The sequence below is a fragment of the Litchfieldia alkalitelluris genome (assembly GCF_002019645.1).
In the GTDB taxonomy this organism is placed as follows: Bacteria; Bacillota; Bacilli; order Bacillales; family Bacillaceae_L; genus Litchfieldia; species Litchfieldia alkalitelluris.
Genome location: NZ_KV917374.1, coordinates 428,338 through 441,354 on the forward strand (window position 1 = coordinate 428,338; position 13,017 = coordinate 441,354).

The 13,017-nt window shown below is 35.8% G+C and carries 12 protein-coding genes; 9 read left to right on the plus strand and 3 right to left on the minus strand.

The features are described from left to right. Nucleotides 1-235 precede the first annotated feature (235 nt). From BK579_RS02110 to BK579_RS02130, 5 genes are all read left to right on the plus strand, one after another. A complete protein-coding gene (locus BK579_RS02110) occupies nucleotides 236-1,528 on the plus strand; it encodes an ATP-binding protein (protein WP_078543301.1) in 1,293 nt (430 codons plus the stop codon). Nucleotides 1,529-2,045: 517 nt separating this feature from the next. Further along, entirely contained in the window at nucleotides 2,046-2,744 is a 699-nt protein-coding gene (locus tag BK579_RS02115) for a Na-translocating system protein MpsC family protein (protein ID WP_169891036.1), read from the plus strand. 469 nt (nucleotides 2,745-3,213) lie between these two features. Continuing rightward, nucleotides 3,214-3,630, plus strand: a complete 417-nt coding sequence (locus BK579_RS02120; RefSeq protein ID WP_078543303.1) for a hypothetical protein — start codon at nucleotides 3,214-3,216, stop codon at nucleotides 3,628-3,630. A gap of 82 nt (nucleotides 3,631-3,712) precedes the next feature. Further along, the gene (locus BK579_RS02125) at nucleotides 3,713-4,450 is read left to right on the plus strand and encodes a Na-translocating system protein MpsC family protein (RefSeq protein WP_235848313.1); all 738 of its coding nucleotides are present in this window, start codon (nucleotides 3,713-3,715) and stop codon (nucleotides 4,448-4,450) included. Nucleotides 4,451-4,455: 5 nt separating this feature from the next. Beyond that, a complete protein-coding gene (locus tag BK579_RS02130; RefSeq protein WP_078543304.1) occupies nucleotides 4,456-5,145 on the plus strand; it encodes a Na-translocating system protein MpsC family protein in 690 nt (229 codons plus the stop codon). Between the two features lie 255 nt (nucleotides 5,146-5,400). Here the strand turns inward: BK579_RS02130 and sda are convergent, their stop codons facing one another. Next, complete coding sequence (gene sda / locus BK579_RS02135) at nucleotides 5,401-5,568, minus strand: sporulation histidine kinase inhibitor Sda (protein WP_139365022.1); 168 nt, start codon at nucleotides 5,566-5,568, stop codon at nucleotides 5,401-5,403. 169 nt (nucleotides 5,569-5,737) lie between these two features. Between sda and htpG the strand changes: the two genes are divergently transcribed. The 4 genes from htpG (at nucleotide 5,738) to BK579_RS02155 (ending at nucleotide 10,814) form a co-directional block, all read left to right on the plus strand. Beyond that, nucleotides 5,738-7,618 carry a molecular chaperone HtpG gene (gene htpG, locus BK579_RS02140; RefSeq protein WP_078543306.1) on the plus strand — a complete coding sequence of 627 codons (1,881 nt, stop codon included), beginning with the start codon at nucleotides 5,738-5,740 and terminating at the stop codon, nucleotides 7,616-7,618. A gap of 163 nt (nucleotides 7,619-7,781) precedes the next feature. After that, a complete protein-coding gene (locus tag BK579_RS02145) occupies nucleotides 7,782-9,218 on the plus strand; it encodes a carbon starvation CstA family protein (RefSeq protein WP_078543307.1) in 1,437 nt (478 codons plus the stop codon). Nucleotides 9,219-9,365: 147 nt separating this feature from the next. Next, complete coding sequence (locus tag BK579_RS02150) at nucleotides 9,366-9,950, plus strand: DNA-3-methyladenine glycosylase (RefSeq protein ID WP_078543308.1); 585 nt, start codon at nucleotides 9,366-9,368, stop codon at nucleotides 9,948-9,950. Between the two features lie 21 nt (nucleotides 9,951-9,971). After that, the gene (locus BK579_RS02155) at nucleotides 9,972-10,814 is read left to right on the plus strand and encodes an oxidoreductase (RefSeq protein WP_078543309.1); all 843 of its coding nucleotides are present in this window, start codon (nucleotides 9,972-9,974) and stop codon (nucleotides 10,812-10,814) included. A gap of 72 nt (nucleotides 10,815-10,886) precedes the next feature. Here BK579_RS02155 and BK579_RS25190 read toward each other — a convergent pair whose 3' ends face one another. After that, a complete protein-coding gene (locus BK579_RS25190; protein ID WP_139365023.1) occupies nucleotides 10,887-11,543 on the minus strand; it encodes a hypothetical protein in 657 nt (218 codons plus the stop codon). Between the two features lie 167 nt (nucleotides 11,544-11,710). After that, nucleotides 11,711-13,003 (minus strand): MFS transporter, encoded by a 1,293-nt coding sequence (locus BK579_RS02165; RefSeq protein WP_078543311.1) that lies wholly within the window; start codon nucleotides 13,001-13,003, stop codon nucleotides 11,711-11,713. Nucleotides 13,004-13,017: the final 14 nt, after the last annotated feature.

Here is a 13,017-nt window from a genome sequence, read left to right on the forward strand (position 1 = left end):
TCTTGTGTATTTTTACAAACTACTATAACATAGGTGTTGGATAGAGGGAAAAAAAGCCTTAAATCTATAGTGTTAGAATAGTGATTGATGGATATAAATTTAATATGGTTATGATGCTCTAGAAAGATGCTGGAATTTTAAGCCAAAGTAAGAGGTAGTAATTTGACTACCCTTATTTTGGCTTTTTTGATTTTAATGGTTTATATAATTATTTGTTTTGGAAGAGGTAGATTTAATGGATATTTTTAAGGACTTGGTGCTTAATCTCTTTTTTATCTTTATTTGTTATTCTATCTTTTTATATTTAGAAGAAAAAAATCGACGAATAAAAGAAGGTAATAACAAGCTTAATTTGATCGTATTTACGTCGATTGCTGTGATTTTATGTATAACATTTCCGATACATATCAATGAAGAAGTCATTTTTGACTTAAGGTTAATCCCGATTGTCATTGCTAGTTTGTATGGTGGTATGCCAGCTATTCTCACTCTTTTGTTTGTTAACATTGGTTATCGATTTTTACTCGGGGGAGATGGAGTTTATGCTACGATCATCATTGCAACGTTTACGAGTTTGCTAACGGCTCTGATTTACCCTCTTTTTCTTAATCTGGCTCACCGGAATAGAATTATGTTAAGTGGAATGGTAGGTCTCGTAGCCTCTGGTACAGGAATCATTACTGTAGAATGGCTATTTAAGCTAGACTTAAGCCAGCTCTTAATCATAGGATTAATTCTCCTGCATACTTGTGGGCTTCTCTTTTTTGTCATGATCTTTGAATGGATTACAAAATACAGAGATTTTCATGAACGTTTAATCCGGTCTGAAAAGATGGAAGTTGTAAGCTATTTAGCATCTAGCTTTTCACATGAAGTGAGAAACCCAATGACGACTGTAAGAGGATTTCTTCAGTTAATAAAGCATTCGGATATAGATAAACAAAAATTGGATAGCTATATAAATATAGCAATTAGTGAGATTGATCGGGCTGAATCAATTATTACTGAATATCTTTTATTCACTAAGCCTAATTCGAATGAGTTACATATGATAAAGGGTGAAACCGTTCTACTTAATTCAATTGAAGTGATTAGGCCGCTAGCAAGTGCAAACTGTGTAGATATCAGGTACAACTCCTTTCCATTTTTAATAAAAGGAAATAAACAAAGGCTACAACAGGCATTAATTAATGTCTTTAAAAATGCGATTGAGGCAATGAGCAACGGAGGAACTTTATTTATTGATGTAAGATCTACGTCGAGAACTGTAGAAATAGTGATTAGAGATACAGGTGAGGGAATGACTAAGGAGCAAATTCGTAGATTAGGTGAACCTTATTTTTCAACGAAAGGAGATAAGGGGACTGGGCTAGGAATGATGGTTGTTTATAATATTGTAGAATCAATAGGTGGATCTATCAAAGTAAATAGTCATTTGGGGAAAGGCACGGAGTTTATTATCAGCTTCCCCCAAAGCCATTTAAGAGAAGTAGGAACGAAGCCATCAACGAGTAGTTTGAATCTATAAACAGAACTTCACATTTTTCTCCTATCTATATTGCAGTAAAATTAAAACGGTGATAAACTAAGTAAGACTAATGTCTTACTGTCATTGGTAAAATTTATTTTTTTATATCAAAAGTACTAAGAACTCATTTCGTATTATTCGATCGAACTTATTATATTAATATATAAAATGGTAAATGGAAGAAACTATTTTAATAGCTCGTCTATCCATGGCCTAACTTCTACCCTAGGGAAGTTAGGCCTTTTTGTTTTTCTGTAAAACGATTTCATAAATGAAATCGTGTGCAATAAGTCAACATTAAAAGGAGTCCATTCATCTGTTTGCTCATATACTGTGCATCATGTAGTAAGAAATAGGGAATTAGATACTAAGATTTCTTTGAGTAGATTGCTCATGTTTTTTCCTAGTTAGAAGTACAGGCTAATTCCATGGAGAATAAAACTACTATCATCTCATGAAAATAGCATACATAATTTTACATAAAAGACAACAAGAGTTAAAAAAGGAGGATCACCAAATGAAAAATGTTTATAGCCCTTACCAAGAGGACCTCCTACAATTAAGTAGTACTTTTAGCAAAATGCTAAAACAAAAATTTGGGAAAGGTCCAGAAACCTGTTTTATTACTTTTCATTCTAATAGGTTAGCCATACATGTGAAAAACTATATGACCCCTGCTGAAGAGGCTCTGATAGAAGACAATAAAGAGCTATTAGCATATAACTTTCGGTATGCTGTCATGGAAACGGTTTTGGGTGATTTTAAGGTTGAGGCATATAATAGGCTAGGAATCACATTTGATACATATTATAATGACTGGAATTATGAACATAATTCAGGCATCTTACTACTAGAGCCTAAAAATTCAATGAATTGGATAGAGACAAAAGCAGACCATCTTCTGAAAGAAAGATTAATAGATCAAATCTCTAAGATTAGTTCGTTTATCCATAAGGTCCCTGAAAAAGTGGAGTTAATAAAGATAAATCATAATATGTTTGCAGTGCAATGTAAGGGAGCAATTACTAAAATAGAAAGTGTATTATACAGAAAAGGACAAGTAGACTTACTGCAAGAGCATGCAAGAGATGTAAAGAATAATTATCTTAATCATAGGGAAGATTTTCAATCTGTTTTTGGAAGACCAATAGAAGGATTTTATATGACATGGGACTACCCAAATAATCATTGCTATCTCTTTTTTCATTTAAAGTAAGAGTTATTTTCAAAAAGTACGGTTTTTGTTAATCGAAATGAGAAAGTCGAAATATATAAGGGTCTCGGAAGAAAAGATGGCCACTTTGCTTGTTACAAAATAGCCAAAGTAAACATTTACAACAATGATAATTTAAAATATTATTATTATAAGATGTAGAGAAAAATAGCTCTATATTTATAAAACGATTTCATTTTACATTATTATCTACATAACCATATTCTTGGTAGAAATGCTTAGAAAATATCGCTAAACATAAGCCAAAATAGCAAAAGGGAAGTATCCTTCTTGCTATTTTGGCTTTTTCTTTTTTAGTAAGCTCTTTTGAACTAACTTTATAGTTGAAAAGGCACCAAATGTGGGTTGGATTTGCGAAAGAAAAGATGCCACATCACTTGTTTTATAGCAGTTTTCTTGAAATCTTATAAACGAAATTAGCTTTTAGTAATGTGCATGGAGGAAGAGCAGCATGGATTGTCAAATGAAAGAAAATAATAATACATATGAATATATTAGATCGGTTAAGATCTTGAATAACTTATCTTCAGATACCTTCGAAGAGATAAGAAAGATATGTAATGAGATTGAGGAATTACTACGGGAGATTGAAATTAAGGAATTAGTCATGGAGAGGTTCGTTCAAACTTTAAAAGATTTGCAAGTCCTGAAAGAAGTTACGGTGAAACATAAAAGGATTGAACCAATTAACGAACAACAAGTCATTGAGTTGATTGCCGCAATGGTAAATTTAATTTGTAATATGCTAAATGAACTAAATAGAGCAAATAAACTGATTTTCTCAATGAATATATCAAGGAAAACTAAAGCAACCACTTGTTTTCATTTAAAATTTCTAAGGAATATTCTAAAAGAAATAATTATATAGAGAAATCATTAACATAACTAGATTGAAAAACCCCCAAAAAGTACATAATAGTACCAGTAATAAAATAGGGGGAGCTTTGATCTTGGATAATTCTTCAATAGATATACAAAAAGAGGTAAGTGGCTATACAGGTAAAATGTTTCGAGATATTTTTGGAAGAGGACCGCAATCGGTATATACATCGTTTGGATATACATTTATCACTATTTATTTAAGAAACTTTTTAACACCTTCTGAAAAGGTATTATTAGAGCAGGATCAAGTGATGACTATTCAACAAATGCGAGATAAACTAATGGAAACTATAATTCCAGAATTAAAAACTTACATCGAAATTATTACAAAGAATAAAATTAGAGAAGTGTATTATGATTGGAATTTACATAACCGCTCTGCAATGATTACATGTATTAGTTCAACACCGTTTACATCTAAACCAACGATCAATGAAGGATATATAGGTAAAGAGGATGTTAATAGAGAAATCATGGCAATAAGTAAACGAGCTGAAAAACTTCCTGAAGAAATTTATTCCTGTGAATTAAATGAGAGAACGATCGTGATTATTAGAAACGGTATTCTTGTTCCGATAGAAAAGGAATTAGTTCGTCTAGGACATGGGGATCTATTAAAAAGGGTGAAACGAAATTTAGAAAAGAGTTATTTACATAACAATAGTCATTTTGAAACCGTCTTAAACAAACAAATAATTGATTCATTTGTTGACTGGGACTTTAATTTAGATAAAAGTGTTATTCTTCTTCTACTGAATCCTACTGAACCTAAGAAACACAACATGAGCCAGGTTGATAAGGAGTAGAATTTATGAAAGAGAGGACGACAATGGATCAGAATCAATTGAATTCGATGAGTAGTTTGATGAGTAAATTGCTTAGAAAGAATTTTGGTAGAGGGCCTCAATCATGTCAATCCATATTGAATCAACGGTTTTTTGTCATGTATATTCAAGGTGTCATATCCCCGATGGAGGAAATTTTAATTAAACAAGGACAAAGAAAGCAAGTTGAGAGAGCTAGAAACGTTATAATCAATCAAGTTCTAGAGGAGCTAAAGGGGGCTCTACGCATTTTTGTAGATAAGGATATTGAGCATCATTATCATGATTGGAATTTTTCAAAGAATACAGGAATGGTCATCTTTGTTTTTAATAATGAAATGGAGGACTCTGATAACTCCCTTGATGTAAATAAACTAGAGAGAGAAGTGGCTCGGATAAGTGAAATGGTTGAAAAGGTACCAAATAAGATCCATGTTTATTCTCTTTCCCCACAAGTGTGTTTAATTGAAAGAATAGGGATATTAACACTTATTGAACAAGCTCTTGTTTCTAAAGGATATCAAGAAGAATTGAGAATAAGTAAGGATGAACTTGAAAAAGTGTATTTTAGTCAACATGGATCATTTGATGAACTCTTTAAGAAAAAAGTAATTGACCTTTTCATCGATTGGAATTTTGATGAGGATAAATCACTTATGGCATTTGTTCTTGAATAATAGAAGGGCATGATAAAATACGGTAAACGCAGATGAGCATTTGCACCATGGAGAATGAAATTGTGTAGTTCTTTTATGTGGAATGAGCTGGAGAGCCACCTGACTCCTGCGGGATCTAGTCGGTCTCTTGAGACCTCGCAGGAGCTCAAAAAGCGACGAGGAGGCTCACGGTCCGCCCTGTGGAAAGCAGGTGGATCGCAGCTCATGGCACTCCGCTAACTAAGTTATTTTCAGACTAATCAATAGTCTTTTAAATTAGTTACTAAACTCAAAAGCCTTTATCACATCTACCTTAATATCATCCAAATTAATATTTCTATGTTTTATTTCTTTAAAAAGCAATTCAATAAAGTCCTTATCCAAGTTCTCTTTACGAGCAACTGAATAGGCTTCAACTAGTGATTCATTAGATAATAGTTTCATAGTTTTCCTCCCTATAAAGAAGCCTTTCCCTATTTTGAAAAACATCAAACATAAAAAGTAATATTGACAAAAATTTGGGTTTTATGTAATTTAAATATTGTTTAGCACTCTTTGGTCTAGAGTGCTAAAATATAGTATGCGAAGCTTTTAAAATGAAAGGAGAATCTCTATGGCTAAAATGGAGTTTAAAGCAGAATCTAAACGACTATTAGAAATGATGATTAATTCAATTTACACACAAAAAGAGGTGTTTTTGCGAGAGTTAATCTCAAATGCGAGTGATGCAATTGACAAAATCTATTATAAAGCTTTAACAGATGATACTTTAAGTTTTGAAAAAGATAGCTACTACATAAAGGTAAGTGCTGATAAGGAAAATAGATTATTAAAAATCACTGATACTGGAATTGGTATGACCAAGGAAGAGCTTGAAAATAATCTTGGAACGATTGCTAAAAGTGGATCATTAGCATTTAAAAATGAAACTGAAATAAAAGATGGTCATGATATTATTGGTCAATTTGGGGTAGGTTTTTATGCTGCCTTTATGGTGGCTGATGTTGTAACTGTTACGAGTAAGGCTTTAGGTAGTGACCAAGCGTATAAGTGGGAGTCTGAAGGGGCAGAAGGTTACACTCTTGTACCTGTCGATAAAGAAACGGTTGGTACTGAGATCACTTTAAAAATAAAAGAGAATTCTGAGGATGAAACCTATGATGAGTATCTCGAAGAATATCGTCTAAAATCTATTATTAAGAAATACTCAGACTTTATCCGTTATCCAATTAAGATGGATAGTACAGGAAAAAGGCCGAAAGAAGATAATGAAGATGAACTAATAGACTACACAGAAGAGCAAACCATTAATAGTATGGTTCCGATATGGAAAAAGAACAAAAGTGAACTAACTGATGAGGATTATGCAAAGTTTTATAATGAAAAGCATTACGGGTTTGATCAACCTTTAAAACATATTCATATAAGTGTGGATGGAACGATTAGATATAATGCGATTTTATTTATCCCAGAGAAAACTCCTTTTGATTATTACTCAAAAGAGTTTGAAAAAGGGCTAGAGCTATATTCTAATGGAGTTCTAATCATGAGTAAATGCTCTGATTTACTTCCGGACTATTTTAGTTTTGTTAAGGGAATGGTTGATTCAGAGGATTTATCACTTAACATTTCTAGAGAAATGTTACAACATGACCGACAACTTAAGCTCATTGCAAAAAACATCAACAAGAAAATTAAGAGTCAGCTACAAAGCTTATTGAAGGACGAAAGAGAAAAGTATGAAGAATTCTATGAATCTTTTGGTAGACAATTAAAGTTTGGTGTTTACAGTGAATATGGATCACACAAAGATGTTTTACAGGATTTATTAATGTTTAAGTCTTCTAAAGAAAAGAAGCTTGTTACTTTAGAGGAGTATGTTGAAAGAATGCCTGAAGAGCAAAAATATATTTATTATGCATCTGGAGAATCCATTGATCGAATTGATAAGTTACCACAAACAGAGGTTGTCGCAGATAAAGGCTATGAAATTTTATATTTCACAGAGGAAATTGATGAATTTGCGATTAAAATGCTAATGTCTTATAAAGACAAAGAATTTAAATCCGTCTCAAGTGGTGATCTTGGAATTGAATCAGATGAAGATCAAAAGTCAACGGACTTAAAGGACGAAGAACATAAAGAACTGTTTGAGTATATGAAATCTGTATTAGCTGACAAAGTAAAAGATGTAAGAGTTTCAAAACGCTTAAAAAGCCACCCAGTTTGTTTATCAACAGAAGGTGACTTAACGATTGAAATGGAGAAAATTCTTAGTGCAATGCCAGATAACCAAAATATTAAGGCGGAGAAAATTCTAGAAATAAACAGTAGTCATGAAGTGTTCTCTTCTATTAAAGATGCTTTTGACAAAGATAAAGAGAAGGTAGCTTTATATACGAACCTGTTATATAACCAAGCGCTACTGATTGAAGGACTAGCTGTTCAGGATCCAGTAGAGTTTTCGAATAGTATTTGTAAAATCATGGTTTAAAAATAAGGAGAGCATGGGAGAAATCCCATGTTTTTTTGTATACACATGGAAGCGCTTAACTAATAAAAGCAATAGTTTTTTCTGAAAAATCTATTTACTTTTATAAGTTTCGTGTTAATATGGTTCATATTCTGGTTTTTAAAACAGCAGGGGGAACTATAACATGTTAACTTTTTTTGGAGCACTTTTATTTCTATTTTTAGGTTATGCCTTTTATTCAAAATTTGTTGAGCGAATTTTTGTCGTAAATGATGATACGCCAACACCAGCATATACAAAAAGAGATAATTTGGACTTTGTGCCAATGAGCTGGTGGAAGGGTAACTTAATTCAATTATTGAACATAGCAGGTTTAGGCCCAATTTATGGAGCTGTTGCTGGAGCACTCTACGGACCTATAGCGTTTGTTTGGATTGTAATAGGGAGCATTTTTGCAGGTGCTGTACATGACTATTTTTCTGGTATGATGTCACTACGACATCAAGGAGCACAATTTCCAACATTAGTTGGAAAATATTTAGGTAAATACGCGAAAGCGATTATAAATGTAATATCACTGGTTTTAATGATCTTAGTTGCTGCAGCATTTACGGCTGGACCAGCTCAACTGATTGCGCAGATTACCCCTCTTACTTTTATGACAGCTTTATTCATCATATTTGCATACTTTGTTTTGGCTACCGTTTTACCAATCAACCGTGTGATTGGTAGGATCTATCCTTTGCTTGGTGGAATCCTGCTAATCATGGCAATAGCAATTGCGGTCGCATTACTATTTTCTGATAAACAAATGCCAAACCTTACACTGGCAAATCTTCATCCAGGTGAACTGCCACTTTGGCCGTTGCTGATGGTAACAATCTCCTGTGGAGCGATTTCAGGCTTTCATTGTACCCAAAGCCCAATCGTTGCATGTACGATGAAAAAGGAAACAGACGGACGAAAGATTTTCTATGGAGCAATGATTATTGAAGGAGTTATTGCACTCATTTGGGCAGCTGCGGGAATGACATTCTTTAATGGAACAGAAGGCTTACAGGCAGCATTAGCCGCTGGTGGCCCTTCAGGAGTAGTTAATGAAATATCAACATCCCTTCTTGGAGTAATTGGTGGAATTCTTGCAATCTTTGGTGTCATCATTTTACCAATCACAACAGGAGATACCGCACTTCGTTCATCAAGAATGATTGTAACGGATATTCTTTCAAGATTTTATAATATGGATAGTAAGCTAAAGGTATTAATGGTTTCTATTCCAGTTTCAGTCCCAGCGCTATTTTTGGCAACGATCGATTATACATTCCTTTGGAGATATGTTGGCTGGACCAATCAAGTGGTTGCAACCTTTATGTTATGGACTGCAACTATGTATTTATTAAAAAATCATAAGCTACATTGGATTTGTGGAATTCCAGCCATGTTTATGACCGGCGTTGTATGCACGTATATTTTTTATGCGCCAGAAGGGCTTGGTCTAAGTTATCAATTATCTTTAATTATTGGTTTTTCACTAACGCTTGTAGTAGCATTCTGGTACGCTAGTAAAATTAGAAAATTTAAATTATCGAAGAGTGATCAATCTGATTATAAAGTTGCTTAATAAAAGGTTTGTGTAGGAGAGCGGGAAGTATGCTCTCCTTTTTATTGTCTATTTTCGGTAGATTACACTATTTTACGGATGTTATGGATATAATTTAAGAAGAAAAGATGCCACTCAATAGGAACAAACTAAAAAGAGGTGATATAGTTGTATCAGCCATTAGATCCGACATTTTATCAACAATCAACTCTTGAGCTAGCTCAATCATTAATCGGTAAGCTTTTAGTAAAAGAAACGATGCAAGGAGAAGCTTCAGGCTGGATTGTTGAAACGGAGGCTTATTTGGGAGCAGTTGACCGGGCGGCACATAGTTTTGAGAATCGAAGGACGAAGCGAACGGAAGTGATGTTTGGTCCTTCTGGATACGTATATACTTATGTCATGCATACCCATTGTCTTGTGAATGTTGTTAGTGGTAAGGAAGGATCTCCTGAAGCGGTACTTATACGGGCAGTTGAACCTTACACGGGGATTGACTTGATGTATGAGCGCCGAGGTATGAATAAAAGAGAACGTGAACTAACAAGTGGGCCCGGAAAACTCACAAAAGCACTAGGGATAGTAAAAGAGGATTATGGTCGGCCAATTTTTGAACGCCCCTTATATATAGCAGAGGGAAGAAATGTTGAAGAAATTGAAGCGGGAAAAAGAATTGGAATCGATAATAGCGGTGAAGCCAAGGATTATCCTTGGCGCTTTTGGGAGAAGGGAAATCGTTTTGTATCAAAATGAGTAGAGAGAGAAGGGGAAACAATGGGATACTCAAAAATGGCTCTTGTTACAGGGGCATCAAGTGGTTTTGGACTTCTTACATGTATCGAGCTAGCGAAAAGTGGTTTTTCTGTTATTGCAACAATGAGAGATGTAGTTAATGCCAATATTTTAATGGAATTTGCTAAAAACCATGGGGTGGAAAAGCAACTCACGCTTCACCCTCTAGATGTGACAGAAGAAGAGTCTATCAGTCAATTAAAAGAATTAATAGATAAATACGAATCGATTGATGTGCTTATTAATAATGCAGGCTATGCAGGTGCTGGCTTTGTTGAGGAAATACCATTGTCTGAGTATCGTAGCCAGTTTGAAACAAATGTATTTGGAGCAATTGCAGTCACTCAGACTGTTTTGCCAATTATGCGGAAGCGAAGGGCGGGTAAAATTATTAATGTAAGTAGCATAAGTGGGCGAGTCGGCTTCCCTGGTTTAAGTCCCTATAATGCTTCAAAGTATGCTTTGGAAGGCTGGAGTGAGTCACTAAGGTTAGAAATGAAAGAGTTCGGAGTGGATGTTGTTTTAGTTGAACCTGGATCTTATCAAACAAATATTTGGTCTAAGGGCAAACAGGTTACTGAAAAGTCTATGAATCCAGATTCCCCGTACTATGAAATGATGCAGAATATTGAAAGACATCTGGAAGCGGAGCAAAGTAATTATGGTGATCCGAATGATGTTGCAAAATTAATCGTAGAGATTGCAAAGAGTGACAAAACAAAATTGCGCTATCCGATTGGCAAAGGTGTAAGAGTGATGCTTGCTCTTAAAGGGGTGCTTCCATGGAATCTGTGGGAGAGGATTGTGTTGAAACAATTGAAATAGGGTGGATGGTTGTAATGGGTGGAATTGGGCTGTGGGATCCGGAGTGAGTGAAGAAAAGTTCGGCGGGAGGCCTCAGGAGTGATTTAGACCAAAGAAATCCGGCGGGAGATCTTCACGAACAGAGTCCACCATAGAAATGCGGCGAGTAATGGGGAAAATCGGGCCAAAAAGAAAGTGAATCCGGCGGGTTGGAAGGAAAATGCGGCGGGAGGCTTTCACGGAGAGAGTCCCAGCGAAGAAATGCGGCGAGTAATGGGGAAAATCGGGCCAAAAAGAAAGTAAATGCGGCGGGTTGGAAGGAAAATGCGGCGTGAGGCTTTCGCGGAGAGAGCCCCAGCGAAGAAATGCGGCGGGAATGAAGGAAAATGCGGCGTGAGGCTTTCGCGGAGAGAGCCCCAGCGAAGAAATGCGGCGAGAAATGGGGGAAATCGGGCCGAAAAGAAAGTAAATGCGGCGGGTGGCTTTCGCGGAGAGAGCCCCAGCGAAGAAATGCGGCGAAGAAATGGGGAAAATCGGGCCGAAAAGAAAGTGAGTTCGGCGGGAATGAAGGAAAATGCGGCGGAAGGTCTTCACGTAGAGAGTCCCACCAAAGAAATGCGGCGAGAAATGGAAAAAATCGGGCCGAAAAGAAAGCGAATCCGGCGGGGATGAAGGAAAATGCGGCGGGTGATCTTCACGTAGAGATTCCCAGCGAAGAAATGCGGCGAGAAATGGGCAAAATCGGGCCAAAAAGAAAGTGAATCCGGCGGTTTGGAAGGAAAATGCGGCGGGAGGTCTTCACGTAGAGATTCCCACCAAAGAAATGCGGCGAGTAATTAACCCAAGTCTCTAAGTGTCCCTTTTTCCAGAAAAAAGTAAGAAGCCAACCTTTTGAGCTGACTTCTCACTTAAATTAACTACACACCCACGGAATTACTATCCACTGGTGGTGCCTTTTCTACATCCTTTGGCTCTGGTACAAAAGTTAAAATAACAAAACCAATAATAAATAATACCACTAAACTAAACACTCCACTGTTTGAACTTCCCGTTACTTGAGCAGTTACTGCAACTAGTAGCGGACCCATGATGGAAGCAAACTTACCGAATATGTTATAAAATCCGAAAAATTCATTAGAGTTTTCTTTAGGTACAAGCCTTGCAAAGTAAGATCTACTTAATGCCTGAATTCCACCTTGAGAGGAAGCGACAAGCATGGCTAAAATCCAAAAGTCGAGTGTTGTTTCTAAAAAATAAGCATAAATACAGACAATCGTATAAATAAAGATACCTACATACAGCATCTTTTTACCTGTAAAGCGTTCTGCAAGTCGCCCATAAAGGACAGCAAATGGAGCTGCCACTACCTGTGTAACAAATAAAATGATTAATAAATTAGTTGGACTAATCCCAAGGTCTGTACCATAAGCGGTAGACATCGTAATAATTGTACCGACACCATCAATATAAAAGAAATAAGCAAGTAAAAATAGAAAAAGTGCTCTGTATTTTTTGATTTCTTTAAATGTTTTTCCTAGTCTTTTAAAGCTTTTATGAACCGGGTTCGGTTCTCGTTTTATATAATAGCGTTGGTGAACATTTTTTAACATCGGAATGGCAAAAACTCCCCACCAGACGGCTGTGATAAGGAATGCGATTTTACTAGCAGTTGTCGTTTCTAAGGGGATCATTCCTTGCTGTGATAGGACGATAATGACAATGCTTATGATAAAGGGAATGGTGCTACCAATATAACCCAAACCAAACCCGCGGGCAGATACCCTGTTCATGCGTTCTTCCTTTGTTACGTCAACAAGAAAAGCATCATAAAACACATTTGCCCCAGCAGACCCAACTGCAGCAACAGTATAAAACACTAATAATAAAAGCCACTGATCACTAGGGATAAAAGCAAGTACACCAGTAAAAATAACTCCTAGAGCAAAGAAGAAAGTGAAGAACTTCTTTTTTAAACCTTCATAATCAGCGATGGTTCCAAGTATCGGTCCTAGCATGGCTAGAATAAAGGTGGCAATGGCAATTGTATAGCCTAAATAAGCGGTAGAATCTGCAGCACTAACTCCAGCATTTGTGGCGGCAGCTTTATAATATAACGGAAATACTGCAGTTGAAATAATAATAGAATAAGCTGAATTCGCCCAATCATAGAACATCCAACTGTTTTCTTCCTTCGAAAAACGCTTCATAATAATTGCCTCCCTTT